The 26,072-nt window shown below is 43.2% G+C and carries 26 protein-coding genes and 2 pseudogenes; all 28 read right to left on the bottom strand.

The window, feature by feature from the left end:
- Positions 1 to 8: 8 nt before the first annotated feature.
- Positions 9 to 434, bottom strand: a complete 426-nt coding sequence (locus MUB35_RS17525) for a DUF4313 domain-containing protein (RefSeq protein ID WP_024739152.1) — start codon at positions 432 to 434, stop codon at positions 9 to 11.
- A gap of 17 nt (positions 435 to 451) precedes the next feature.
- Positions 452 to 2,848 (bottom strand): VirB4-like conjugal transfer ATPase, CD1110 family, encoded by a 2,397-nt coding sequence (locus MUB35_RS17520; RefSeq protein ID WP_006567789.1) that lies wholly within the window; start codon positions 2,846 to 2,848, stop codon positions 452 to 454.
- Between the two features lie 111 nt (positions 2,849 to 2,959).
- Positions 2,960 to 3,454, bottom strand: a complete 495-nt coding sequence (locus MUB35_RS17515) for a PrgI family protein (RefSeq protein ID WP_006567790.1) — start codon at positions 3,452 to 3,454, stop codon at positions 2,960 to 2,962.
- Positions 3,455 to 4,423, bottom strand: coding sequence for a DNA-methyltransferase (locus MUB35_RS17510; protein ID WP_006567791.1), 969 nt, complete (start codon positions 4,421 to 4,423; stop codon positions 3,455 to 3,457).
- Between the two features lie 18 nt (positions 4,424 to 4,441).
- The gene (locus MUB35_RS17505; RefSeq protein WP_006567792.1) at positions 4,442 to 5,284 is read right to left on the bottom strand and encodes a hypothetical protein; all 843 of its coding nucleotides are present in this window, start codon (positions 5,282 to 5,284) and stop codon (positions 4,442 to 4,444) included.
- Between the two features lie 101 nt (positions 5,285 to 5,385).
- A complete protein-coding gene (locus tag MUB35_RS17500; RefSeq protein ID WP_006567793.1) occupies positions 5,386 to 6,054 on the bottom strand; it encodes a hypothetical protein in 669 nt (222 codons plus the stop codon).
- Positions 6,055 to 6,089: 35 nt separating this feature from the next.
- Complete coding sequence (locus tag MUB35_RS17495) at positions 6,090 to 6,389, bottom strand: hypothetical protein (RefSeq protein WP_025531137.1); 300 nt, start codon at positions 6,387 to 6,389, stop codon at positions 6,090 to 6,092.
- Positions 6,390 to 7,008: 619 nt separating this feature from the next.
- A pseudogene (locus MUB35_RS31025) lies at positions 7,009 to 7,429 on the bottom strand (type IV secretory system conjugative DNA transfer family protein); the annotation flags it as partial.
- Between the two features lie 801 nt (positions 7,430 to 8,230).
- Positions 8,231 to 9,466 (bottom strand): annotated as a pseudogene (locus MUB35_RS17485) (VirD4-like conjugal transfer protein, CD1115 family); the annotation flags it as partial.
- Entirely contained in the window at positions 9,466 to 10,680 is a 1,215-nt protein-coding gene (locus MUB35_RS17480) for a PcfB family protein (RefSeq protein ID WP_006567797.1), read from the bottom strand. The gene MUB35_RS17480 and the pseudogene MUB35_RS17485, both read right to left, overlap by 1 nt.
- The gene (locus MUB35_RS17475) at positions 10,677 to 11,126 is read right to left on the bottom strand and encodes a hypothetical protein (protein WP_006567798.1); all 450 of its coding nucleotides are present in this window, start codon (positions 11,124 to 11,126) and stop codon (positions 10,677 to 10,679) included. The genes MUB35_RS17480 and MUB35_RS17475 overlap by 4 nt, the downstream gene beginning before the upstream one ends.
- A complete protein-coding gene (locus tag MUB35_RS17470; RefSeq protein WP_008724737.1) occupies positions 11,119 to 12,090 on the bottom strand; it encodes a hypothetical protein in 972 nt (323 codons plus the stop codon). Before MUB35_RS17470 ends, MUB35_RS17475 begins: the two co-directional genes overlap by 8 nt.
- A 56-nt stretch (positions 12,091 to 12,146) precedes the next feature.
- Complete coding sequence (locus MUB35_RS17465; RefSeq protein WP_006567800.1) at positions 12,147 to 12,554, bottom strand: hypothetical protein; 408 nt, start codon at positions 12,552 to 12,554, stop codon at positions 12,147 to 12,149.
- Between the two features lie 29 nt (positions 12,555 to 12,583).
- Positions 12,584 to 13,150, bottom strand: coding sequence for a hypothetical protein (locus MUB35_RS17460; RefSeq protein WP_006567801.1), 567 nt, complete (start codon positions 13,148 to 13,150; stop codon positions 12,584 to 12,586).
- Positions 13,140 to 14,594 carry a relaxase/mobilization nuclease domain-containing protein gene (locus MUB35_RS17455; RefSeq protein ID WP_006567802.1) on the bottom strand — a complete coding sequence of 485 codons (1,455 nt, stop codon included), beginning with the start codon at positions 14,592 to 14,594 and terminating at the stop codon, positions 13,140 to 13,142. The genes MUB35_RS17460 and MUB35_RS17455 overlap by 11 nt, the downstream gene beginning before the upstream one ends.
- A gap of 2 nt (positions 14,595 to 14,596) precedes the next feature.
- A complete protein-coding gene (locus MUB35_RS17450; RefSeq protein WP_006567803.1) occupies positions 14,597 to 14,920 on the bottom strand; it encodes a plasmid mobilization protein in 324 nt (107 codons plus the stop codon).
- 112 nt (positions 14,921 to 15,032) lie between these two features.
- The gene (locus tag MUB35_RS17445; protein ID WP_008724729.1) at positions 15,033 to 15,473 is read right to left on the bottom strand and encodes a hypothetical protein; all 441 of its coding nucleotides are present in this window, start codon (positions 15,471 to 15,473) and stop codon (positions 15,033 to 15,035) included.
- 30 nt (positions 15,474 to 15,503) lie between these two features.
- Complete coding sequence (locus MUB35_RS17440; protein WP_006567805.1) at positions 15,504 to 15,920, bottom strand: hypothetical protein; 417 nt, start codon at positions 15,918 to 15,920, stop codon at positions 15,504 to 15,506.
- A gap of 23 nt (positions 15,921 to 15,943) precedes the next feature.
- Complete coding sequence (locus MUB35_RS17435) at positions 15,944 to 16,858, bottom strand: hypothetical protein (RefSeq protein ID WP_006567806.1); 915 nt, start codon at positions 16,856 to 16,858, stop codon at positions 15,944 to 15,946.
- Between the two features lie 23 nt (positions 16,859 to 16,881).
- A complete protein-coding gene (locus MUB35_RS17430) occupies positions 16,882 to 17,706 on the bottom strand; it encodes a hypothetical protein (RefSeq protein ID WP_006567807.1) in 825 nt (274 codons plus the stop codon).
- Between the two features lie 92 nt (positions 17,707 to 17,798).
- Positions 17,799 to 18,851 carry a hypothetical protein gene (locus MUB35_RS17425; RefSeq protein ID WP_006567808.1) on the bottom strand — a complete coding sequence of 351 codons (1,053 nt, stop codon included), beginning with the start codon at positions 18,849 to 18,851 and terminating at the stop codon, positions 17,799 to 17,801.
- Between the two features lie 25 nt (positions 18,852 to 18,876).
- Positions 18,877 to 19,101 carry a DUF5049 domain-containing protein gene (locus MUB35_RS17420; protein ID WP_006567809.1) on the bottom strand — a complete coding sequence of 75 codons (225 nt, stop codon included), beginning with the start codon at positions 19,099 to 19,101 and terminating at the stop codon, positions 18,877 to 18,879.
- 529 nt (positions 19,102 to 19,630) lie between these two features.
- On the bottom strand, positions 19,631 to 21,145 hold the full coding sequence (gene dcm / locus MUB35_RS17415) for a DNA (cytosine-5-)-methyltransferase (RefSeq protein ID WP_006567810.1): 1,515 nt from the start codon (positions 21,143 to 21,145) through the stop codon (positions 19,631 to 19,633).
- 183 nt (positions 21,146 to 21,328) lie between these two features.
- Positions 21,329 to 22,234, bottom strand: a complete 906-nt coding sequence (locus MUB35_RS17410; RefSeq protein WP_006567811.1) for a DUF5688 family protein — start codon at positions 22,232 to 22,234, stop codon at positions 21,329 to 21,331.
- A complete protein-coding gene (locus tag MUB35_RS17405; protein ID WP_233458277.1) occupies positions 22,231 to 23,172 on the bottom strand; it encodes a DUF5688 family protein in 942 nt (313 codons plus the stop codon). Before MUB35_RS17405 ends, MUB35_RS17410 begins: the two co-directional genes overlap by 4 nt.
- Before the next feature lie 62 nt (positions 23,173 to 23,234).
- Positions 23,235 to 24,032, bottom strand: coding sequence for a DUF5688 family protein (locus tag MUB35_RS17400; protein WP_244806576.1), 798 nt, complete (start codon positions 24,030 to 24,032; stop codon positions 23,235 to 23,237).
- 144 nt (positions 24,033 to 24,176) lie between these two features.
- Positions 24,177 to 25,082 (bottom strand): DUF5688 family protein, encoded by a 906-nt coding sequence (locus MUB35_RS17395; RefSeq protein WP_006567814.1) that lies wholly within the window; start codon positions 25,080 to 25,082, stop codon positions 24,177 to 24,179.
- A 23-nt stretch (positions 25,083 to 25,105) separates the two neighbouring features.
- On the bottom strand, positions 25,106 to 26,068 hold the full coding sequence (locus MUB35_RS17390; RefSeq protein ID WP_006567815.1) for a DUF5688 family protein: 963 nt from the start codon (positions 26,066 to 26,068) through the stop codon (positions 25,106 to 25,108).
- Positions 26,069 to 26,072 lie beyond the last annotated feature (4 nt).

Genomic DNA, 26,072 nt, shown 5'->3' with positions numbered 1-26,072 from the left:
CAATCTTTCTACCTCGTCTTTGGTGGTTTTTTATTTGCCTTTGTCTGCTCTGGTTTTGCCATTCCATTGATGGAGCAGTATCTCTCTACTCCTGCCCTGTCAAATTCCTCCAGGCGTTTAAGGTCAAACGCCACCTTATAATAACTTTCCATGCCCGAATAACCCATTTCCGGAAGCACCTTTCCAAGTTTGTGCTTTTTAATAAAGTCCAGTTTGCTTTTACTGGCAAAGGCGTCAATGTATGCCTCATTTCTTTCGACAGGCATATGAGCCAGATTGATGGTCAGATCAGCAAAAGATTCCTCATATCCCTCCTCCATATGGGTAAGACCGATATACAGTCTGTTGTCATAACGATAGGCATCAACTTCAAGCATCAGCTCCTCATGCCCAAATTCCCAATCATAACCCAATGTTTTTTTCTCTTCTTCCATTTCCTTACCTCTCATAATTATGAATACTGGTCATCCGTCTTTATTCCCTGTTTGTTTTTTTCATGAAGATTTGTATTGAACAAATCATATATGATATTATTCTTCTTTACCCTGGCATCAAAAGGAATAATGACTTCACCGTGTTTCAGGATTCCCATACCGGAATTACAGCCGTTCACGTATTTCAACTGTGCTTCCGGAATCCCCGCTACCCGTGAAAGCTCCTGGCTGTCCACATTTGCCTGTTTTAACAAAGCAATAAATTCAGAGTTCGCCAGCATGGTTACGGCTGTGTAATTCTGGAGCATATCAGAAATATTCTGGGTGATGGCGGTACACAAGCCGCCTTGTTTCCTTACTTTTTTCCACAGGGAATAGAGAAATTTTCCCGAATATTCACTGCGTCCAGAATGTTCCCCGGTTCCCAGCAACACATGGCACTCATCTATGTATAGCCATGTAGCTCTTCCTTTTTCTGCATTTCTGGCAATCCGTGCCCGGACATTTTCCAGCATGACCAGCATCGCAATCGCACTCAGCTCTTTTCCAAGATCACGGATTCCATAAACAATGAACCGGTTGTCTACGTCTAAATTGGTTTGATGGTTGAAAATATTCAAGGAACCGCTTACAAACAGCTCAAGCCCCAAGGCAATATCCCTGGCTTCCTCCTCTGGCTGCTTCATCAGCAGGTCATAAAAATCCGACATAACCGGCACATATTTTTCCTTGCTCATGGCAATATCCAGATACAGCTTACGGATACAACGGTCAATGATGGATTTATGCCGGCTGTTTAGCATTTCCGACATCGCCTGCTCACACAGACCAAGCATAAATTCGCCCTTATCTCGGATCAGTCCTTTACTGTCGGCAAGGTCCAATTCATTCACATCAAGCCAGAGCGGATTTATATAATTCTGGGTGTAATTTGACAGGTTGATGCATACACCCCCTAAGTTCTGGGCAATATCAAAATACTCCAGTGTCGGATCGATGACGATGATATCATCACCTGTCTGCAAATATACCCCCAACATCTCGGACTTACAGAAAAAGGATTTTCCACTGCCGGGTACGCCAAATACCATAGCGTTTCCATTGGTCAGTTTTTTCCGGTCTGCCACGCACAGGTTTTTAGAAATCCTGTTCGTTCCATAACATAAGCCCGTGGGTTCATAAATCTCCTGCACATTAAAAGGCATTAAAGCCGCGATATCCCGTGTAAGCATGGTGCGCATGGTTTCGACTTGTCGCACCCCTACGGGCAGAGCAGTATTTAATGCCTCTCGCTGTTGGAGATGATGTACCTCCATATTACAGAGATATTTGTTTCCTATCGTCTGGATTGTCTCTGTAATACTGTTAAGTTCTTCCCTGGTATCCGCAATCAGTACCATATTTACACCTGCAAAGAACAGGTTCTGGTCATTCTCCCGTACATCGTCCATCAACGCTTCCAGGGTTTTCTTTTCCACTTTCTTTCCATAACTGATGTCACTTGCAAAGTCATTGTTTTTATTACGGACACGCTGCTGGCGTAAAATATCTGACTCCACACCCAGATATTTTTTCTGCAATGTTCTTGTTGTCAGGTCCTTTGGCACAGGCACAATATCTATAGAGGTGATACTGTGTACAGGAACATTGGTAATTTCATTAATGAAAGTGTCCGGCAGGCTTGTCGGATACCTTCTGATGAATACAGCCCTGCAGATTTTCCGGTCTGTTTCAAAGTCATTCGGGGAATACTTAATCATGGAACCGCAGATATCATTTTTGTAATCTGTTTTACTTTTTACATACGCATCAAAATCAAAAGAAAATGTTTCTTCGTCACCAATGCGATAAAAATTATACAGAACCCGGAGCCGTTCCGCCGCGTCAAGCGGCTCCAACTTTGAGCCTATCGCATGGAATTCTTGCTGCATCCCTCCTTCAAAGGTATTAAAAAATGCTTTTGCCTGTTCATAATCTTTCCGTTCCACAGTAACCGTAAGAAAGCGTTCCTGTTCAATCCCCTGTTTTCCCGCTACAATCCGTTCCTCTACGATATCATTGTAAACGTCCCGAAGATGGTCATAGCCATCATCTTTATCTGGTATCAGGACATTCTGCCTGAACTGGCTCATGTTCCTGTTTTTGTTGTATATTGTAATCTTAAAAGCAACATCAATCGCATTAACCAGCTTGCAATACTGCTTTAAGATTTCATACTGGTCTCCCTCCGACACCGTGACATAATTTATGTCAGCAAAACGGTATACCCTGCTGTACCGGTTCTTTGTATTCTCAAAAATACCATCCTTTGCAATCCTCAGAATCTCAATCTGCTGCTGAACACTCTTCGGGGCTGCAAACAATGGTTTGTCCGCTTTTTTTAACTGTATGAAACGATCTGTAAAAATTCCCACTTCCGTAAACCTCCTTTAATCCAAGGCAGGCTACGGGAAGTAGTTTAGCGAATCCCGTAACCTGCTGGTCGCTAAACTACTTCCCACATATGTGGGATTATTTCATATCTTTTATTTCATGAGCCTAAAGGCAAGTATCCCTGCCACTGCCACAACTAAAGCCCCCACTGTCAGTAGGATCATGCGCTTTGCTTTTTTCTTTACCATGTTAAAATCCTCCTGTCCGTCAGACAGTCCTTTTTTTTCTTTTTTCTGCTGCTGTGTAGCAATTTTCTGCTCTTCTCCATAGGCGTCCTTTATCCAATCCACATTTTCCGTGGACTGGTATAAACAGGGCTTATTGAAAAAAGACATCTGGACCATTCTCCCCACCGTCTGCCAGAAACTAAGCCCATTGTGATTATAAAATCCTGTGAGTGCAATCGGCACCACAACAGGCGTTGCCAGATAGCACGCTAATGTCATGCCGATTTTATCGTATAAACCGAGTACAATTCCCGCTCCCGCCCCCAGGGATAGGACGCTGAATGTAAATTGCTTCACGGTCAGCCCCATCAGGAAGCTCTCCTTATAGTGCTGTAAATCCCTGCTGATTTCGATATCCATTTATCTCACCTTACCTTTCTTTACATTTTCAATCCTCTTTTTCCCCTCTTCAAAATATTCCTGACTAATCTCAATTGAGATGGAATCCCGTTCTGATTCAAGGGCAGCTTCCGCAAGGGCAAAGGAACCAGCATATTGGTCCAATACCAGTTCTTTTTTATCTGTAACAAATTCCAGTATCTGTTTTAGCAGTTCCACCGGCTTCTCCGATTGATGAACCCTATCAGCTTTTGAGATTGGCTGAATGTCAAAAGCCGTAGGAAGCATCCCTTTCGCTCCGGACATATAGTGTTTCATCTCCGGTTCTGCCTTGTCCTTCTTTGCGTCCGGTCGCATATCACGCGCACGTCCTTTTGAAAAGAGCAGGATATCCTCAGTATTTTTTGCCTTCCGCCCCGTATTGGCAACGATTGTACCCTTCCGCCATGCCACCTTCGCGTAATATTCAAAGCCGCTTTCCTTCGCCATGGCCTTCACCTGGTAAAGATATTCGTAATTATCACCGTTTTCCTCCGGCAGAAACTCCACGAGGAAGTGCCCCTTCTTTAGAACACGGAATTTTTCGTCCAAATCCTGCTGTGTGTACTGGAACAAATCATAGGAGGCAAAGTCCCGGTTTCCCCCTTTTAAACTTTTTTTCAGCAGATATGGGTGGTCAGTGATAATTGCGTCAATGCTGTTATCCTCAAGGAAACTCAGATCACGTCCATTTCCCTGTATGAGCATGCAGGTAATATCCTCATTCTCTGCATTTTTCTTCGTAACCGTATAGACGCCTTTGGCAACCCGTTTAAAAAGACCTTTATTAATCCCTTCGTAGATACGCGCCCGGATGCTGGGTTCCTTTACATCCTTTTCCGCATACTGGTATACACATTCCTTTGCATCTTTCAGGGAAAATTGCTCCACGTCTGCGAAATACTCAAATAGCGTCATTTGTATGCTTTTATCCTGCGCCGCTGTTTCCACACCCAAAGCCTCCTTTACTTACAGCCCCAGGGCCTTGCTTGTCAGGCTCTGGGCGCCCTTTACACTTCCCACAGTCAGGGCAACCGTGAATGTCATTTCTCCCAGATAGATCAAAGTCTTTGTCCAATCTGCATAGTCTCCTGTAAATTGTGGTAATCCTGAACTGATAAACGTATTGCAAAGAATAATCGCCAAAGCCATAGTCACCGCCTCAAAAACTACGCTTATGAAATACTTCGTAAACTGTACGCTTGTGGCACTCACTCCCCGATTTCCTGCAACCGTTGCATAAGCGATACTGCCAAACGGTACGATTACAAGTATTTTTAAAAATCGGAAATAAACATTATAAATAAGGAAAAATCCGCAGATCAAAATAATCAGGCTTAAAAATACCGCCAGGATTAAAAATACAAGGCTTTCCACAAATCCCAGATTCTTGATAATATCTGCCTGCGCCGGGTCTATCGTAACCTGTGTGGCTTCACTCCCTCCAATCAGTCCGACAAGATTCCCAACACTTGTAAATATGGCTTTCATAATATCGACGTTGTATACCACCAGCCACTGCGCGATTCCAATCCTGATCAACATACGGAGAATCACTTCAAACCGCATCTCTTCCCGCACATCTACACTTTCCGAACAAAAACCAATCACAAAAAATAAAACAACCAGGCTTGAACCAACAGCAACGAAAATCGGTTCAATCCCGGTTATAACTCCCCATGGGCCGCCTCCTTTGAAAGAAGTCGGGGACTGCCCCAGCAGTTCAAACACCATGTTCACCTGCCCGTTCCAAAAGCCGAACACGACCTCAAGAAGCGAAAGGATTGCCTCGCCCAAATTAAAAATATCCATTTACCATCACCTCATTTCCGTATTTGGATATTATGATTACTAGAGTATCATTTAAAATAATTCTTTTGAAAGAACAAAAGCCTTGAAATTTGTTTGCATCACTACCTCCTTAGATGCGGCAGCTTATATTTACCCGTCTCCGTGTAAAACTCCGGAAGTGCATACCCCGGTGCGAGCAGTGAATTGTCCGATTTAATTAATCCTTTATCCAACATATCATTGATAACTTCAGCCGTTTTCAAATGAAAAAAACTAATGGCATCATAACCAACACAGATAAGAATATCCTCCTTAAATTCAGCCATAGGATTGTATAACCATGTTTTTTCACACTTTTCGTGATTTAATTTCATGGCTTCGATTACCTTTTCCTCGTATGCTTCCAGGTTTTTCTCATAATAATCTTTCGCTTCAAGTTCAGTAAGAATATAGGCTGCTTGCAAATCAATGGCCCCTTTATAGTGAAAGGTTTTACCGTTCCGCAATTTTTTCGCTATATCAGCCAGTGAGTCAGGATATATATTACCCGATATCTCCAAATCCCTTATCCGCAAATGTTCCTCTCCCTTTGCAACATAAAACTCGTTTGCATGATATCCTAATTGAGTATAGAAATTTGGGTTTTTTTCTCTGTAATCGGTATCCACCTGGAATCCCAGGCTTATGAATAAATTTTTACACTCTTCTCTACATTCCTGACTGGCTTTTGCCTTTTCAAGTAAATTGTCTCCTATATCAACAAAAAAAACTACGCGCCTTAACTCCAGCATAGTGTTCCCTCCACGTTTTCATTAAAACAGCACAATCAACTGATACCCAGGAACGTGAGGACTGTACTAATCCCCGCCATAATCAAGCCGGCAACGATGCCCTTTATCGCAGAATTCATGGAACTCGAATCCTGCTGCTGGTAAGACTGGGCAAACTCCATTACGTTTTTTGCAAGGATAATCACGCCAACGGCACCTATGATGGCAATTACGAGATTCTTCAGATTATTCAAAGGTGCCGTCACCACTTCCGCGCCAGACGCATATACATTTGTTGTATATAACATGGTTGCCATGGCTGCCCCAGCGGTTATACTGCTGATTCTGTTAATCATTTTTTTTGCTTTTTTCTTTTTTTCAGTCAAATTCTTCACTTAAAATCTCCTTTTCTTTAAAAAAGGGCGCAAAAATAGCAGGTATAAAAGAACCTGCTGCGTGCGCCCTCTATTTTTTGCAACAGATTCCCATATATCTGCCATCTTAGGCATAAGAAATATAGGGAAAATTAAGATTCTTGATGGCCGGTCAGTTGTTCGCGTATTTCACGCATTTGTCCGGCACTTTTATCTGATTTAAAGTAAGTCAATATATCCTGGTAGGAAAGACCTCCTACCAATCCAAGACGTATTTCTTCTAACTGCTCTAATGTATAATCATTATTTATTAGCATTTCATTAAACTGCTCTTCTGTAATCTGTCCCAAATCCTGCTTTTCTATATTCTCGATTTCAGTTATTTTGCGGTTCTTTTTCAGTTCATCTTCTGAAAATATCTTTGCCGGCATATCAGGTTCCTGCAATGACAGCAATTCGTCCAGTGTTATTTCATCTATCTGAACATTCAGCCCCTGGTCCCTCTGGCGTTCATAATATTCAAAAGACTGCCGGTTCAGCAATTCGCAGGCTGGCACTGTACTTTTCTCACGGATTGGTGTATGATGATATGGTGGTGCGCCTCCATCAAACGTCTCCTTGAAAAGAGGATGCGCCGGGGTATTGTATTTTGAATCTACAATCGGGTCAAATCCCCGGATAAAGATCAGGCACTTTTTATTATCCAGCTTTCTGGCCTCATCCGGTGTCAGTAGTTCCCTTCCCAGCACATCAAAGTTCCGGCTGCTGCTGCCATTTTTTCCTCTTGTTTCACCAGAACTCCGCTTATCTACCGTAGCCTTCCCGAGCATCTTAGAAATATAATCGTGTGTACTCTGTTCATTCCCGCCAAGGTAGACCAAAGTGTCACAGTTCCCCGGGATGACCTCCCATGTCTTTTCAAACAATGCTTTAATCTGCGCAAGGTTCTGTATAATAATGATCGATGAAATTTCTCGTGACCTCATGGTACTAAGTAAACTGCAATAATCATCCGGTAATGCAAATGGCAATAGGTAAACCTCTGGCACTGCCGCCTCGGGTTTTTCCCCTGCCCCGCACCGTGCATGATAGTTTCCCATCACACGGCGCTCCCCCGACTAAGAACATAATCTCTTAGTATCGGCTTGAGGCTATCCCTCCACCGCTTATTATCACGGTTTCCCTGGTACTGTGCCTCTACTCTCACAACCACTAATGCACTTATTATAGAAGTTTTTCTCCCCCTTCCTTTTCGCTGCAACTACGATACTTTGTCGCTGATACAGTCAGCTCCCGTATTGGCTGCTTTCCACGTTCCACATAACTTAGGATTGCTACCACTTAGGCCGCTCCTTTAGCCCTGCAAGCATTATCTTCAAGGAAAATCCTCAAGATACCTATGCCCTATAAGCACAGAAGGCATTTCATACTAACAAATTTTACTTTGCCCCGCCTGCGTACCCCTGGTACACCTGCATTTCTACAGGCTATTTGTTTAGAGCCGTACATTCGGAACTTTGTCAGACCTCCTTTGGGTCATTCTAGCCATATGGCAGCCCCACCCGCACTGTCACACACAACTCATACCTCTATGAATCTTTCCTCGCCTTTCAGCGTTAGGGTGTGCTTCGCACGACTTTCCCGCGCTTATAACCCCAGCCACTGTATCTGGCTGACGCTACTCGGAGTATCAGTGAATCCCCTTCCGGGCGTTACCCCATCATTTGAGATTTCAGTTATGCAGTTCTCCAAAGCCATTCATGGCTTCAGGCTGCGGTTTTGTCGGTTATTTCTACCGTTTTGGACGCAGAACGTGTCACACCATTAGCAAACTCATCAAGCATAAAGGTCACATGGATTGGTAATCTTCCTTCGTAAATAAAGTCAGCCTGGAAGTACAGTTCCTGGAATATCTGGCTGTAAAGCAGCCCTACAATGCTGTTGTTCGATTTATCGGAATCCGGAATCACACAAAAAAGAGCTGTTTTTGTCTTTCCGTCACCATTTCTTCCCACCCCTATCTCCGGGATATTGATATCATCATGGTCCAGGATACGGAGGATTTGTGGATTTTCCAAAAAAGCCAGTCTGGAATTTGCACTGATTACAATACTCCGGACCGTATCAGCCGCTCCTCTGATTACTTTATAATACTGTTTGACTGCTGGATGATTGCTTCCCTTTTTACGCTCCAGGCGCTTAATCCTGCGGTCTAAGTCCGATGGCGAGCCATCATCACGTACCTCTGCTTCTCCCAGTAATTTCAGTACCGTGGAAAAGTTCTGTTCACTTTTGGGGCATTCCAGCCAAACATAGTAGAACAGCGCCTGCAGGTATAGCGACTCTGCTTTCTCCCAGAAGGGATCGCTGCTCTGGGAGTTTTTCGGGGTTGTATTGGCGATCAGGTTTGTAATTAATTTTACGACATCTGATTCCTTCCGGATATACATAAATGGATTATAGCAGTCAGACTCTTCCATGTTCAGCAGATTCAGGACTTTGACAACATAACCGTGTTTCTGTAAGAATCCCCCGCAGGCTTTTAAAATTTCCCCTTTCGGATCAGTGATTATATAAGAAGAACGGTTAAGCTGTAATAAATTAGGCTTACAAAAGAAGAAACTCTTTCCCGCTCCACTTCCCCCGATGACCAAAGTATTCAAGTTCAGCTTCGTTTTACGCGAATCCATCCTCATACGGACATTTTGGCTTAGTATGCGGTTCTCTGTCTCGTCCTTCTCGGCTAACACCTGATTCACCTGTTTGATATCTGCAAATTTGGCTGTACCATATTCTTTTCCCGGCATATAGTTTTTCCTGCTGGTCAGATACATGGCAATCGCAATCATATATACGAATTCTGCAAGTAATATCCCCTTAAAAGTTGTATCATTAAAGTAATTTCCAAATGGGCGGGCCATAACCATGTTAAGACGCTCCATAAAGGTATTGATATCAATCCCCTGTTCCCAGATGCCATTAAGAAGATACCCGCCATATGCCGCCAGCACACCACCAAGTACAATCAGCCAGACAGAAGTTTTTTTCTTATTTTCCATTACCTTCCTCCCCGCTTTTTCAGTTGGCCTGCCATCTGCAGTTTCCGGTTTTCTTCTTTTTTCTTGTGCAGCATGTCTCTGGTTTCCTTTAAGACCGGATCATAACTCTGGCTGTATAGCTCTTCACCGGTGCGTTTTCCAATCACCTGCCCCTCGTTATTCACCACACTGTATTCCTTATCCTTCTGAAGATTTGTAAATATGGTCCTCTTCTCCTCACTGATATGGGATATGGAATTTTTATCTATCCACAGGTACTCATTCTTTTTGAACGGAATCCGTGTGAGAATTCTCTTTTCAGTCTCTTCCACCGCAAGGCTCCTGGCAATAAAAATCTGATGGATATTTGGATCGTCTCTGACAGCTTCCTTTGCATGCTGCAGTACCTTCCTCTGGCGGCTATTCATCTCAGACATCTGCTTCTGTGCAGCCTCTGCCTTATGCGGCTGCTCCATCCCCCGCACAATAGGCTCCATGTCCTCCGCATGCTGCCATTTTCCCTGTTTCTCATACGCAGCAAACTCCTGTTTGTCCATTTTAAAGGCCATGCTGCCATCGTCATTGATCTCCAGGATTCCCAGGCTTTCCATATATTTCAGTACAGGCTCTACTTCCGCCCATGGCATATCTATGGCATTACTGATTTCCCCAACACCCGCCCCTGGTGTCTGTGCCAGATATGTCCCAACTGCCTTAAATCCCCATGGAGAGATGGACTGTTCTTTAGGGGCGCTCTGCTTGTTTGGGTCCGACATATCCTTCTTGTCTATCCCGTAAGTCTCTTTCAGTTCCTTCTCCTCCCCGTTATCCAGATAATCCTGGATTGATTCAATCTTGCTCCCCTCGATGTCCCCCATGATTTGATTCACTCTAGGTGTGGCATCAGAATGAAAAAGGATTTCACTTTTACCATCCGCTTTATTGATATCTGGAAGGAGTGCATAGCGGATTTTATATTTATCAGCCAGCTTTTTCACCTTATTAATATCAGTCGTATCAAAACGGAAAACCTGCAAATCGCCTCCTGTTTTAAGAAGGTCTTTTACGGTTGTCCTTCCGGATAAACGTTCCATCTCCACCAACCTGCCGATGAATTTTCCAATATCCTTAGCCGTATGAAGCCCGCCTCCGACAATTTTCATGAATATCTCAATTCCCTCAAATGACACCCGCAGGATTTGGGTAGCTTCCTGTATTTCTCCTATAGAACTCACCTCCTAACTGCTTCATTCTCTTTTTTCTTTTCATCTTCGCGTTTCCGCAGCTCCTCCAGCATCCGGTCCAGTTCATAGTCCACATTCTTATCCTGCAGGATTTTCACAAGTAACTGATTTGCTATTTCCTGATTGATATTTGCCACTTCTAACTGTATGATATACTCTTTGATTCTCTCCTGCAGTTCGCTCCCGCCCCGGATGGCATACTGCTCTATAATCCCAGCCTCCAGGTTCCCCTGGGATTTTTCCTTTTCCCTGACCGCAGCGATATGAATGACCGCATCATGCACACAGTCTAAGTCCTGCTGATGGAACGCATAACCTAAAAGTATCCTTTTATCCTCCTGGGTAAATACAAAGTCCTGCTTTTCCATTAAATCCATCATTTGGTAGCACTCCCGGACCATTCTGATATTTAATGACACCACACCAGCCTCACGCATCTGTATGTCTCCTTTCCCGTACCAGCAGCATAATCTCACGCATTTTCCGCATTTTATCAGCAGTCAATTCCTTTTTGATAATCCGCTTTACTTCATCATCGGCCAATCCTGAATCAAAGGCAGACCTGACTTCTTCAAGTTGTTCTGACGATAATCCTTCCGCAGCGATTTTATCCAGAATATCCGATGTCTTCTGCGGGAACAGCTTCTCAAGGATAGTTTTTTTTGTCTGCGGCGGCTGCGGTCTCCAATAAGATGGAGGAACGGTAGGTGCAGTTACCTTCTCTGTCTTTCCCTCAACCACTTCGGCATTTGACCGTGTTCTTGCCGCTGTAAGTTCCTCCTCCAGCTTCTTTATCTGTGTTTCCTGCACCGCAGCTTCTTCCTGCAGTTTTTTGATCAAACTGTCTTTATCTTTTAGGTTCTCATATAAATCCTTAATCTCCTGGTTTTTCTCGTCCAGGACGTGTTCTTTCACCAGTGTTGAGAGCACCTCAAACTTCTCGTTATTCTCTTTAAACTGCTGCAGAGATGTCTCCATCATTTTTATCAGGTTTTCTGTATACTCCTTAAACGCCGCGCCTTCTGCGGAATTACCAGCATTCTTTTTGGCCTCAATCAATTGTGTCCTCATTTTTTTCATCCGGCTCGCCGGCAGATCCGGTGTCGCATAGGACATGATTTCTTCCTTCGTAAGCCCAGAGACGGAACCAGAAACAATTTCCGGTATCTGGTACTGGTCAAATGTGCCCTGACAGCACAAATCAACCAGTTCCCCGTCTACATCTTCAAGCATTGCAAAAACGGTCTGACGCATCTGCTCCGCATTAAGCTTTGGGATTGCAACCCGCCGCACGTCTTTAATGCCCAGCCCGTATTGGAAAGCCATCTGTATTACTTCAATCTGGTCCGCCCCCAGCTTTTTACGGCACTCTTCTAAATATTTCTGTTCTTCTATTGTCATATCTGCCTCCTGCAATAAAAAAAGACAATCCAATCGGCTGCCTCTCGATTCATTTCTTATCTTACTTTTGGGGAATTTGCTTTATTTTTCTGTTTTTCCGCCTTACCTTCCTGCCAATCCTGGGATACTGGTTCAAACTCGCTTTTTCCATGTTCCTCAAGCCATCCCCTAATATCGTCAATCGGTGTTACAATAATTTTTTTCATGAAATCATTCGCAGCTATGGCCTGATATCCTGCACCCTGGTTCAAGATAATCATTTTTTCTGCATATTCCGAAATCTTACTATACTGGGTGTGGCTTTCCAGCAATTTGATTTTTTCACGAAAAGACGCAATGAATAGCTTATATGGCATGGATAGGCATGTAATGCCTCGCTCCTCTGCAAATTTTAGTGCGTCTGTATAACTTTTTTGTTCTGATTCAGTCACTTTCCCATCATTGTCGAAAAATTGATACTTCAAATTATTCCTCCTATATATCAAGCAATCCCCTACCGTACCTTTCCTGATCGGGCCGGAACCTTATCCGTTATATTCTCTAAAGAAGAAATAAGAGCCATAATTTTTTCACTGTGAACTTTTTCCAAAACAGTCTCTAAATAGTCTATGATGTCCTGGCGCTTTTCCCGGTCTCCAATATCCCTGTAGATACGTCTTACCGGATCGGACTGGTTGTCCCCGGCTCTCATGTATCCTGCATCAAGATAATGGATAAAGTCTGTTTCCTTCATCACTTCGTTCAGTTCCCATGCCACTTCCGCCATTTCTTCCTTCTTATCTGCTTTCCTGACAGCTCCGACCTCATCTAATTTATCTGCCAGACTCACGCCCTGCTTTCTGTCCTGGTCTGGTAAGAGCGAAGAACGGTACATCAAAAAGCAGGTTAGATGGTCCCTCAATCTATGATTGTCTAAGACCGCTCTAATCCCAGGTATTTTCCCCCCTGCTGGTACTAAATCACGGAAGCTCTCAATATATGCGTCTCCCAGCTTACATTCCAAAAGATATTTTTTTATTTCAGAAGCCAGTTTTTCCAGTTTATCCTGCTCATAGATCACGACTTTCTCCTCCTCTTTCCCTGCTTTTCTGCTTGTCTCTGCTCTGCATTCTCTCCTTTTGCTCCTGCATGATTTTCTTCCCTATCCTCTGCTGTCGTCTTACCTCCGCAAGAACCTCATTGAGCCGGCGATTTTTCTCCTGGAAATTCAGGTACAACCGCTCTGCTGATTCAAACGTGTACCCCATATCCAACAACTGCGTTTTTAGCTGCTCTGCCTGCAGGTATTCTCCCTTAAATTCCTGATACCCCTCCTCATATAAAGAAACCTCAACCTTCAGTTCCTGGAGCTTTTCCCAAAGCTCAAATATCTCTGTATTGGCTTCACGGTTCTCTTTTTGGTTCTTTTTCTCCTGCCTAAGCGATTTTGCCTGTTCAGCCAATGCTTTCCTGATATTTTCCAAGTCCTTGTCTGTATGTATCTGATAAGCCGAAATGAAATTATATTTCTCCTGTATCTCATGAAGTTTCCGGATATCTTCTTTATATTTCCAAGCATCGGAATAAGGCTGTTTTTTTAGGACGCCCAGCCGGTATAACTTTGTAAAATACATCTTCTGGTATCCAGTCAATGGGGACTTTCTTCTGGGAATATAACCAGTCACTTTTTTGACTCTGGGCGGCAGTTCCAATACTGGCTCCGGCAGTTCCTTTTCTCTTGCAGATATGGGGATACTTAGCCGTTCCCGTAATTTTTCTTCTGTGTAATCGCCGCCCAGGGTATCCAGCCTGCGTCCCTTATCCATACCTGGCGGCTTTAACAGAATATGCGCTCCCTGTTTTATCTCATATCCCCGTTCCTCCACTCCAATAAGGAACTCATCCCAGTTTTCCGCCTCGGCCGCCACCTGGTCGATGTCACGGCGGATCATATCATTCCAACTAAATTTACCATCTTTACCCTGGTCCCAGATGCGTTCCTTTTTTTTCTTTCTGTTCTGACGTACTTTATCCATGTCCAGCGTTGCCATATGGTACTCTTCACAGATTTTGTTGACAAGCGGCTGTATGATTTTGTCCCAATCACCATTTCGGTAATCATATTTCTTCCCTTCTCCAATACAGCGGACACTATTAAATGCAATATGGCCGTGGATATGATCGGTATCATCATGAAGCGCATAGACTGCCTCAAACTCTTTTCCAAGGTACTCCTCTACAAATTTCCCTATAATCTTCATGGCAACATCTTTATCAACGGTATCTGCCGCCTCTTCAAATGAGATAATGATATGGTATCCCTGGCGTCCCCCCATCTTATCGTACCTTCGCTTAGTGTTCAGCATTTGTTTCAGTGCAGTCTCCGGCAGACAGTTATGGCCTGAAACATACAACCCATTTTCAGTTTTGCTGTCCTTCGTAATATAATTAATCGTATTTGCGAGATGCTTTGCCTGAAATCCCGATTTTGCACATCCCATATGCAGAATTTTACTGATAGCCATACTTAATTACCCGCTATGTCCAAATGGCTGACTACCTGCATGACTGCCTCCTTGATCTGCTTCATATAAACATACAGACGTTTTTTATCGGATTCATGGTATAAGCCGCTGTTGTTGTTTTTGACAATTTGGTTGATGTTTATCCCGATATGGTTTATCTCATTCGTGAGATTCTGTAATGCTTCCAGAAGTTCCGGATAATCTCTGGGGCGGTTGGTTATCAGCATCCTCAGATACTGCGAATCGGATAGCCCTCTCTCTTTTGCCTTCCTGTTCAGCTCCTCCAATTCCTCGCATGACAGCCGAATTTCTTTCCGGCAGTTCATCTTTTTTACGCTTCTCAGTCTCTACTCACATCCTTTCATCGAATAAACAGCAAAAGAAAAGGAAGGAACCACAGCAATCAGCTATATTCCTTCCCTCTTGATACTTTACTTATCATCTTACTGATCTCCGCCCAGCCGTGATATCCACGGGAGGCAGGATTTCCTGTATCTTTCCACGCAGCTCCTTTTGATAATAGGTCCTCTGGAAAGCGGCATTTAGTATTTTCTCGTCCGCTTTCAATCCTTCCAGGGTTTTATGAAGAATTTGCCATTCAGAGTGTCTGCTTAACTTAAAATAGTCCCTGGTATCAGATATCATCTTGTAGTTCTGCTCACACGCAGCATCAATCACCTGGTCAATATCCGTCTCCAAAGAATCACCAGATTCCATGTCCACCTTATACAATTGTCCGTGGCCGTCTGTTTCTAATGTATAGCCACTTTTAGTTGTATACCCCACTACCTGTTCAGCCTCCGCGCGGGTAAGTGGAAAAAGTATATCAAACTCGTCAAGATATTCCATTAATTTTCCAGATGTTTCAATTCGTCCCAAATCATCCCCTTCTTTCCATAATTCATTCTATCAGCGGGAATTTTTCTTCGCCGGTGTCGCTTTTTGATTTACCTGTTTCCATAAGGAGGTCTGTTCATATATATCGTCTAACAGCCTCTCATCTTTTTTTAGCTGTTTTATCCTGTCTATGATTTCCCTCTCTTCACTGCTTCCAGCTTTCTCTTCCAGTCTCTGTCTGGAATCTAAGATGAATTCATTGTTCCATTCACAGGCAAGGAATGTAACCTCGTCCATGGTGATTTCTTCTATTTGTTCTCCCTCTAAATCCACCCAATAGAGCTGCCCTTTTTCATCTACGTGTAGCCCATAGGCACTTCCCTCCATATAGTCCAACAGAACCTGGGCATGTTCCTCATTCAGTGAAAATGGTATAGAAAAGTCATCGAGATAGGCCAGCAGTTCCGTGGCCGTATTCAATTGTTTCAAATAATGCCTCCTTGCCCGGTATCCTACCGGCTATGTCCTGATAGCGGCTTCTTATCCTTGTTTTCATACTTTTTTAATACCGCCAGAATCTCACTTATTTTTTTACGGGCCGTCTCCGGAAGTTCCCCCATCTCAGCATTTCGCAGAAACTGCGCTTCGGTCTTCCTTCCATATAATGTTGCCAGCCTGCCGTATGTCTCTTTTGCCAGGTCAACTTCGGTATCTCCAGACTGCAGCTTTTCCGCCCAAACCTCCGGCATATGATCCCGGACTAAAATACAGATATCGCAGGCAGCCTGTTGTAAATCCGTGCGCTTTAAAATAGGTTCCTTTTGATCAATAGACCATATACCATTCAGCATGTCCTGCGCCAATCTCAAATCACGCTCATCTGTTCCATTTAGGATTGTATCCACAACCTTCTGTAGCTGCTGGTACTCCTCATCCATTCCCTGTAAAGGAATACTCTTATTTTTATCCAGTCTCTCCATAATGTCGCACACCTCCAAGCCAACAGCTTTTTGTATGGATTCCTTTGTGATGTTATTTTCCCTGCAATATTCCAGATAAGTTTCCAGTCCCCCTAAATATGTAATTTCCTCCAATGGGGTGTCAGCCAGTTCCTCCCATGTATCATAATGGCCCTCTATTGTCATGGCTGCTATCGTACAATCATCAAATTCCAAGTCATAGAACAGGTCATCATCTGTACTGCACATTCCAATCCGGTAAATATCAGGCTGGTCTTCCTTAGCGTACACATTGAAAAATAACCTGGCTTCATCGGTACTCGCAACTGCTGCATATTGGTATGGGCTGCCCTTCACCCTGTCCTTGTTCAAGATATACAGCAGGGTGTATTCTCCAAAGTGGTTTCGTTTCAGATACTCCTTACTGTCATAGATCAATCTCTCAGTTTCTGTCTGTTTTGCTTCCATATTCCACCTCACCTATTTCTTTATCAACGGCTGTTGTGTCTGCTCTCCAGGTGCGGTTTATAAGCAGAGTCCTGTTTTTCCAGTTCTGCCATCTTAAATAAATCTAATACCTCCCACCCAGTAGCAGCCTTAATAGCCGCTGCTGAAATGTTGTTTTCTTTACAGTATTCCAGGTAATCCGCTACCCCCATTTTATGGGGGATTGCTCCAATGCCCCACCTGCTCAGTTCCTCCCAGGCGTCCAAATGGCCGTCCATTGTCATTGCAGCAATTTTGTACCCTTCCTCCAGCAGCCCAAACAGATATTTATCTGTATATGCGTATCCAATATTAAATTCAACAGTCTTATGCGCAGAAGGAGAAAAACTAACAGCCCTGTCCTGCCCATATTCTGCCAATCCCTGATAGGTGTCCTCTCCGTGCGCCTCCATTTTTAAAATATGATAGATAATGGCTCCCTGGTACTTTTGCGAATCCAAAAACTCTTTGTTTTCACAAAGCACTTTGAGTACATCCATCTGGGGGTTTTGTATCTTTGGGGGCAGACTATTTAATTCCGTCAGGACTCTTGCAATCTGTATTTCCAGCCCATATTCTGGCTGCTTGCGTTTCAGATAGTCAAGCCAGAACTGCATAAATTCCTGTTTCTTCTCTGGATTATTTATTTCCCTGCACATTCTTTCCACCGCATGTGCCTCTGATTCTCCGGGTAAGCGCGCTGCATTCCATTCCCCACCCCCAACAGCGTTCAGCATATTGCAGATATCCCTGGATAAATCCTTCCCCATTCCCAGTTCTCTCACCTCATGTATCCCTGATGCTTCAAACTTTTCCGGTTCATATTTCAATGTCCTGTCTCCTCTTTTCTAAATAACCGTTATAGCCATTTTTCTTACCCTGCCCTTTACATGGCGGTTTACCTGCCATTTCAGTTTTTTCACTATCGAGTCCTTTTTCTGTCTGCCTGGCTCACATGATTCATATAATCCTGCTTCTGTAATTTTACCTCATCAAGCAGATCTCCTACACTCCATCCGATAGACGCTGTAATAGACGCCGCTGTGATATTTCTTTCTTTACAGTAAATAAGGTAATCCTCAAATCCCTCTCTATGGGGCAACGCGTCGAGGCCCTCCCTGTCAAGTTCGTCCCAGACATTAAAGTGGCCATCCATCGTAATCGCCGCTATTTTATAGCCTTCTTCCATCGGTTTAAACAGATCCTCATGAACCGATGTATCACCTATATAAATTTCAGTAACTTCTTCCTTAGAAATAGAAAAATAGACTGCCATTTCCTGCTCATATTCAGCAACTCCCTTGTAACTGACGGCCCCATCCTGTTCTTTTTTTAGGATATAGTAAATACTGGCATCATGATACTTTTGAGAATCTAAAAATTTTTTATTTTCTACGAGTACCTTAATTCTCTCCATAAATGGAGTTTCCATGTGCGTAAATCCTTTGTTTAGTCTTGTTAAAACTTCCGCAGCCTGTATTTCCAGTTCATATTTGGGCCTCATACGTTCCAAATAGTCAATCCAGAATTGCATGAACTCACGCCGCTTCTCCGGATTCTTTATCTCCTGATAGGTACGTCTCACTACGTCCGACTCCGATTCTCCTGGTAAACGCATCGCTTCCCATTGCCAGTAATCAACAGATTTTGTCATTCTGCATATATCCCAGGCCAGATTTTTCAAAAAGTCCGACTCTCTATTTTTGTCAGGATATCCATATTCCCATAGTTCTCCGATCAAGCCTTCTGTCTGCCTTGTAACCTCAATGCTTTTTGCACGGCTGACCTTATATAAGTAATCAATAAGCAGCTTCCTGGCATCCGCAAACCGGAGCGTATCCAGAACATTTTCGGTTTGGTTGTAAGGATACGGCTTATAGAAAAATGGGGTAAAAATGTCTCCCAATGGTCCTCTCTTCATGAATTCGTCCACGTAATCTTTTAATCGTTCAAATTCCTCTGGTTCATACCTCAATACTCTGTCTCCTTTACATTCTGTATTATCTATTTTTCTGTCTGTCCTGTTTGGGAATGTCCTCCTTTTTCTGATGCTCTTGTTCGGAAGTTTTCCCCCATATAATAAAATGGCAATATTCGCTTTTATGGTTCTGCAAATATTCCGCCAGTTCGAGAAATCCCATTTTTAGTGCAATTTTCGTAACTGCAGTCACGTCAAACATATTGGTTTCACCAGTATCCCTGACCACCAATATCTGCTCTTTCACAATAGGTTCTATTACAGTTCCAGCTCCTTCCCTTTTCTTTTTGCCCTCTTTACTTCTGAAAATCTAAGGGGCCGGTCCGGACTGGCTTTGCCAGTCCTCTGCAAGATACGGATTTTGCCGTACAAAATCCATCTTGTTAGGGGAGATCCCCTAATACCCCCATATCAGCCTCAAAAAGCTGATATCATTCACAATTTTTTGCTATCAATTCCGCGGATATTACGCGAAAATCTGATAGCAGAAAAGGGAAACTGACAGCAGTTTCCCCTCAAATCACATACTGCCTGCTATCAGCTTCATATATCTGATAGCAGGCAGTATGGAGTATGATATCATCAAAGGCTTTGTGATATCACATTCCAAGGTTATCTGCTATCAGTCAATTAAACCTGATAGCAGAATTCCACTTTTGTTTTTGATACTAGGTTGCCGCATTTGATAGCATCCCTTGACCTGCTGTTTAAAATAGTTCTGTTTTTCCCAATCCATTCTGCATTGATGTTCTTTATATTAAGATTTTATATCTCTGTCATTGACGGTTCCCATAAAATCGTTCCAGTGCTTTCTCGAAGGCACCTATCCCGGAAAAAAAGCTTCCTATCTTTACATCTTCAAACAGGTAAGGCATAGCGCTATATAAAGCTTCAAAAATACTGGTTAAGACATTCACTACAATCGAATTTCCTGCCTGCTTATATGCCTGGCTGTTACTGATGCCCGCTTCCAGGACCTTCTGGTAATCTTCATCATCAAAACCCATCAGCCTGAAGCACTCTAATGGTGTAAGCCGCCTGATACGAAGGATTGATTCCAGCCTGCACAGGGAATTTCCCTGCGCAGTGATTGTCGGGCAGATGGTCCCATGTCCCTGTACCCGGCCCCGTTTTCCGGCAGCATTCGGATAGGCGATATTTACAACTCCCTCTGCCATACATTCCTCGTAGCCTTTTACGGTGTCCTGCCGCACCAGAATGATGTTATCCTTCTGTACGGAGGTAATCGCATAGCTGCACCAAGGCTTATCCTTTAGTTCCAGGTGCTGTTCGACTCTTCCCTCTTCATTATATCTTCCACGGATTGCCCCCACTTGCAAAATCTTTGTCTGGTCGTGGCTCGCAAGCTGGGTATTGGCAGTTCCCATCCCTGATAGTATAACACTCTGTTGGGAATTTCCAATACTTCCGACCACGGCTATTTTATTTCTTCCGGCACCGCTTGCCAGCAAAGTAGGGCTGGAACCGATTGCAGAGTATACCCTGCCAGTCTGGGGATCGCCAAGATACCCCTGAACCTGTCCAACTTTATACAGTTTATTTTCCCACTGTTTCAGTTCCTCTTCCCCAGGCATATACAGAAGCGCTTTCCGCTCCTTCATGTCTGTAATCAGTTTCTGCACTTTATCATCTGACAGATAATATTTCTCATCTACCTCATCTTCAAGGATATCCATCAGCCGCCTCCCGTTTTCCATTGGCTCTGGGAATACGAATTTTCCATTATCACATTCCTTTTTAATCAGGACGAGGTATACCCGTTCCCGGTTTTGCGGAATCCCATAATTTTTCGCGTTCAATATCTTCCAATAGGTGTTGTATCCATATTCCTGCAATTCCTGCTCAAATAGACGGAATGTGCTGTTTAGAAACCTTGCCTGAACAATATTTTTTACATTCTCATAAATTCCAAACATCGGCTTTACTTCCCGGATAACCCGAAGCCACTCTACAAGGAGAGAGGACCTTGTTTTATCCAGATTCTTTGAGCCGCATTTTTCACAAAAATCCCGTTTGCTCCAATGTACCTGCAGCGGGTTTACCTCATGCCCGCAATCTCTGCACCTCCAGACGGAACCGGCCAGCTTCCCACTTAGGGAGAAATCCTGACACGGGCTTCCACCGCAGATAAAGTTGAAATAAGGTAGCTTTTTCTCATCAACTTTCGTAATATCCCCAAGGTTGGCACTCTCGTCAACCCCATGTATGGCGCAATAACTTTTTACTGCATATTTGTCAAACTCACAAAAATTTATTAATTTATAATCCAATTCCCTTCTTAGAGGGTGTAGCTACACATTTTACCCGGGATTACCTCTTACCTCCTTTCAAATGTTTGAATGTAATCAGTTTCCGAATAAGTTACGAGCTACTGGTACAAATTAAATTTCTATGACTGCTGAATTTTTATTGGATTGGGCTTAACCACCCCCTTTCAAAGATTTGCCTTCATCTTATCTTGCCTTATGTCTCGTTTTTTTCTCTATCTGTGCCGCCGGTTGGATTGCAAGGCTTTCGGCATCAAACTGGAACACCATATTAGAGACCTGGACAGGGAACACTTCTGCTCTTTTATCCATCTCATTGCTCTTTTTTACTATTTCCTGCAAAGTTTCCAAACTGTGTCCTGATATTGGACAGACAAGGATTTTATCATTTGATAACGGCATAACATACAGGTCATCATCCAAACGCCTTGAGATTTCACTCAAACCCTCGGGATAGAACATGATTGCAATCCCATTCTCGCTGTACACCCCGTAATAGTCTTTTGTGTCTGGAAGCGCCCCGCTTAATGCCCCTAATGTATGAGCCAGAACAGCTCTGCTCGTATCCAAAACCGTCTGAAAGCGTTCATTCATATCGAAATATTTGACTTTATCAAATAATTCCTGTACCGTAAGTCCCCACTGCTTTAAATGTTCATTTTGGACAGGTCTTTTATAATCCAGAGGCCACTGTTCATCCTCGTCATAGACTTCATCAAAGAACTGAAAATATACAGCCATATCCCCAACAGGCAGATATGGTATATCATTCCCTTCCAGCTTTTCGGCTGCCTTTTCAAAATTAGCCGCCCAAATCGTAACATTTTCTAACTGCTCAATCGTTTCAATAGCACGCTTTTTTTCAAAATAATCGCAGATACTGCTTACCTGGGCCGTTAATTCGCCTTCTTTCCACTGTCTATATAAGCTATGGATTGACAATGACTGGCTACACACAGGCGGCTGCATAAGTTCAAGGGCTATTTCCTCATTGTCCGTACCTTCTGCTATTACTATCAATCTCTGATGCTCTTCATCAATGTGACGCCCAAGTTCTGTAATCAGTCCCTGTTTATATTCTTCATATGTCATTCATTTACACCCTTCAACCATTCGCGTATGGTCAGCAATTTGTTCTTGTTCTCCGATGGTGAATAGTGGAAACCATGACTTGATATGGCATACCCAGCCAAGCTGTGTCGAACCTGACGGTTCCCATTCTTGTGGACATCTTCAATGGAAAATGCTGGTGCCAGTGCTCCCATAGTATCAGGCAGGATATAAGCCTCCCTCTCTGAATATGGCAAAATATAAAAGCTATCCGGCATCAGGCGGCTAAGTTCCTGTAAGGTATCCCAGTATAATACACTTGCCGCTCCTCCAGGTCCCGTGACCACATAACCAAGGCTATCCTCTGCCTCTCCATTGTTCAGACAGCACGAAATACCTTCCAGCACATTTTCAATCTTCTCACACAACGGATAGATTTTGCTCTCCATGGATACCAGCGAATGTTCCAGTACAAAATTATGAAAATCACTTTTTCTCATTTTCCAGGATGCCAGATGTTTATTGGTTACTTCTGCCTGATAATAACGCCCGTCTCCCAGCGGTGCGTGAAACATATAGTAGAGCACCATGTCCCCCATAACCTGGTAAGGCATATCATTCTTTTTCAGGGCTTCCAGGTCACTTCTATGGTTTGCGGCATATACTGCCACATATTCCGGCTGTTCCAACTGGCCTACTGCAATACGCAGATCTTCCGCTTCCGCATCAGAGAACACTTCCATCGCCCGGTCTGCCAATTCCTCTTCCCAGGTGTCAAACATCTCCGCTCTCAAAAAAGCCTCCCTTACCGGAATGACGGGGCAGTACCGCCCCTCCTGCTCAAATAAAATTGTGATTCCCTCGGTCGGGAGACCCCTAGCCACCGTTCTAACTTCCCCGCGAATTGCGGAATCCTCAAAAGCGGAACGAATACATTGCTGGTAAGCATCTGAAAACTGTTTATATAATTTGAGGTTCATATTCTTATCTCCTTTATGATTAAATGAAAAAAGCAGGTTCTTTTCTGAATCGCTCTGAAAAGTCACCTGCTATGGTTTTTATTCACTTTTGGCTTCTGCCGCATCCTTTGACTTGTTTTACGGATCTCATCTGTTTTCCGGCTATAAACATAAATATAATCGGATAAATCTTTTTCCCTCTGCTGAAAACCATTTTGTTTAGAGTCGTAGAGGGTTTCCTGAATCCATTTTCTTCCGTCCCTGTTTTTATTTGATAATGCCACGCATTGATTGATACTTGTAGGAAATAGTATCATATCGCCACCCAGTTTATCTGACAGCTCGTGTACTTTTTCTTTGTATAAAAAAGCAGAAGCACCCCAGTAAAAGCTCTCTGTTGTCATAATGTAGATATCCTTCTTTTCCGGTTCTGTCCCAAACGGTTCCACGGAAACAGCCCTTTGATTTTCCGGATTATCAAGCGACCACTGATAAAGGGTATCAAAATCCATTCCAAACTCATTCAGCATTTCACTTGTCACTCTTAAATTAAGGTGCATATCTTCAAGCAAACAATCTGTTGAATGATAAATAATCCTCAATACAATGGCAAGGTCCCCGTCTCCATATAGCTTATGTGGGAAATTGTCCAATACCTCTTGATTTCTTTTCGCGTTCATCAATGTCGGAACTACTAGATTTGGCGATAACACCCCCATCTCTTTAAATGCGGCTTTGGTGATCCGGTCATCCCGCAATAAAAACTCTAGCGAATTCCTGACTACCAGCCACAGGGGTTCTCCCAACTGTGTATGACGGTTATATGCTACAAAAGGAAATATTTCTGAGCCTTTCTCTGGGCTGCCCTGTAAACTGATCACACAGCCATCCGAAATATGGTCAGGCAGCACCACCTTCCACCCTAATCCCATCTTTTGTAAATTATTGTTTAATTCATATACAAAGGTTTCATAAAATTCCCTTTTCTCTATGATTGAATATCTATCGTTTCTCAAACCCTCCCCCTATCTGCCTCGTTTTTTCGTTTCTTTTAACTGGCTGGGAGTAATCATACGAAACTGTGCGGTTTCACAATTATAGTGGTATAGATTCCCAGACAGGGGCTTTATACTTCCAGTGATTACCTCTTTACTACTGTGTAGTGCATTAGATATATAATCTATGCCCTTTTGGTCTAAAAGCGGCATTGCCAAAAAATGGTCAACGCTCATAGGAACCAATAAGATATCATCCCCCATAGTTTCTGCAAGTTCATACATTCTGGTTTTGTAAAGAATACCTGCAGCGCCTAAATGTTGACCAGTATTCGTTACCACATAGAAGGGAGGTAAATCCTCTACTGTTTCATCGGGTGATATAATATCTATCATCTTGTGCAACTCTATCATCTGTACAGACTCAACATTCCTCGGATTATCCAGGGCCATTTGATAAAGTTCATCATACCTCAGCCCCCATCCCTGTAAGATATCGTCTGTTACCACAAGGTTGAGATTGATACCGCCCAGGGACTGATATGCAATTTGAAGTATAACTGCTAAATCTTCAAACCTTGAATATGGAACGGTTTTCAATAGTTCCTCATTTTCCTCTGTGTTCATAAAAGTGGGAATTACCATATCTGCATGAAAAAGCCCCATATCCATCAGTGCACATTTTGTGCTCTCATCATCAAAGAAATCCTGTGTTGCTTTCCGTGCAGCGACTCCCCAGGGCATCCCCTGCAAAAACTCCTGGTAATAATCGTGAACTTTAATCGGAGGAAAATCATGCCCTCCACCATGGATTACCACCAAAACTTCTTCTCTGCCGCCTGTGTTCTCATACTTAGCCCGCCATGGAACACCCAGCATTTTTAAATTATAGTTGACTTCATGGGTAAAAAACTGGATGAATTCTTCATATTCCATCTTTGTCTGTCCTCCTTGAGATTTTATCTGCTTTGCTTTTTACCGACCAGTGTTTTCTCATGATTCATAGTTGTCTCCAATTTCTGATCAATGACAGCCTGTAATTGTTCTATACCACCCTTGAGCCTGTAAAACTTCCCCTCTGTATACGAATAAACCTGCCTGGACAAAAATAACCGCGCGTCCGTATCCTCCGTATACTCCCGGATTTTTCTTTGTACCCACATATCCTGTATACGGCTTTCCGGTAATATGGCCGCTTTTCGTTCTGAATACGGTACGATTATGACCCGCTCATGAAAAGCCTCTTCAAATTGACGCAGCACTTCGGGGTAAAGTATCGCCCCGGCACCGTTCAATCCATACAGCTCATATGGCGCATTGTAGATATCTTCTGCTCTTGCAATCACAGGTATATGGCCAAAATCATATGGTTGAAGGCTTTCCACCCAGTCATAAGCACAGGCACCGATTTTCTGTGCCTCGCATTGCCTAACAATATTGAATAATTCTTCGGCTGAAAACTTCCATTTTAGGAGATGGTCTTTTGTTACAATACTTTCCATTGTACCGCCGAAAGGCAGCTCATAATCAAACCTGAAATATACTGCCATGTCACCTACTGCCAAATATGGTATACCCTTACCCCGCAGGATTTCTTTGCTTTTCTCAAAGTTTGTTACACAGGCTAAAACACTTTCTATGCATTCCACCTGTTCTCTTTGTACTGTACCAAACTCCCGGAAACAATCCAATGTATCCTTCACAATAGAAAACATTGGTCTAGCATTTTTGCAATAATCCGAATAAATTTCCTGAAGGTCTATGCAATGACAGATTTTATCGCCTAAATCCAGGGTTGCCTTTTCCAGCGATAACCCTTCCCCTATCACGACCGGTCTGATGGAATAACCATGCTGGTCTAAAAGTTCTGCTATTTTTTGTAGATAAGCAACCTTAAATTGGTCATAGTTTATTAAGTTCATCAAT

Source organism: Blautia sp. NSJ-175, assembly GCF_022867815.1.
Lineage (GTDB): Bacteria > Bacillota > Clostridia > Lachnospirales > Lachnospiraceae > Blautia > Blautia celeris.
The sequence above is the reverse complement of the archived record's forward strand: the minus strand, read 5'-3'. Positions and strand labels throughout refer to the sequence as shown.

What these genes read in the sequence shown, in the direction of transcription:
- MUB35_RS17405 (WP_233458277.1), bottom strand. Translation starts at nt 23,172, where the DNA reads ATGAACCTCAAATTATATAAACAGTTTTCAGATGCTTACCAGCAATGT.
- MUB35_RS17495 (WP_025531137.1), bottom strand. Translation starts at nt 6,389, where the DNA reads ATGATTAACAGAATCAGCAGTATAACCGCTGGGGCAGCCATGGCAACC.
- MUB35_RS17505 (WP_006567792.1), bottom strand. Translation starts at nt 5,284, where the DNA reads ATGGATATTTTTAATTTGGGCGAGGCAATCCTTTCGCTTCTTGAGGTC.
- MUB35_RS17515 (WP_006567790.1), bottom strand. Translation starts at nt 3,454, where the DNA reads ATGGATATCGAAATCAGCAGGGATTTACAGCACTATAAGGAGAGCTTC.
- MUB35_RS17410 (WP_006567811.1), bottom strand. Translation starts at nt 22,234, where the DNA reads ATGACATATGAAGAATATAAACAGGGACTGATTACAGAACTTGGGCGT.
- MUB35_RS17455 (WP_006567802.1), bottom strand. Translation starts at nt 14,594, where the DNA reads ATGGCTATCAGTAAAATTCTGCATATGGGATGTGCAAAATCGGGATTT.
- MUB35_RS17525 (WP_024739152.1), bottom strand. Translation starts at nt 434, where the DNA reads ATGGAAGAAGAGAAAAAAACATTGGGTTATGATTGGGAATTTGGGCAT.
- MUB35_RS17450 (WP_006567803.1), bottom strand. Translation starts at nt 14,920, where the DNA reads ATGAACTGCCGGAAAGAAATTCGGCTGTCATGCGAGGAATTGGAGGAG.
- MUB35_RS17475 (WP_006567798.1), bottom strand. Translation starts at nt 11,126, where the DNA reads ATGCGTGAGGCTGGTGTGGTGTCATTAAATATCAGAATGGTCCGGGAG.
- MUB35_RS17435 (WP_006567806.1), bottom strand. Translation starts at nt 16,858, where the DNA reads ATGGAAGCAAAACAGACAGAAACTGAGAGATTGATCTATGACAGTAAG.
- MUB35_RS17395 (WP_006567814.1), bottom strand. Translation starts at nt 25,082, where the DNA reads ATGGAATATGAAGAATTCATCCAGTTTTTTACCCATGAAGTCAACTAT.
- MUB35_RS17470 (WP_008724737.1), bottom strand. Translation starts at nt 12,090, where the DNA reads ATGACAATAGAAGAACAGAAATATTTAGAAGAGTGCCGTAAAAAGCTG.
- MUB35_RS17390 (WP_006567815.1), bottom strand. Translation starts at nt 26,068, where the DNA reads ATGAACTTAATAAACTATGACCAATTTAAGGTTGCTTATCTACAAAAA.
- MUB35_RS17500 (WP_006567793.1), bottom strand. Translation starts at nt 6,054, where the DNA reads ATGCTGGAGTTAAGGCGCGTAGTTTTTTTTGTTGATATAGGAGACAAT.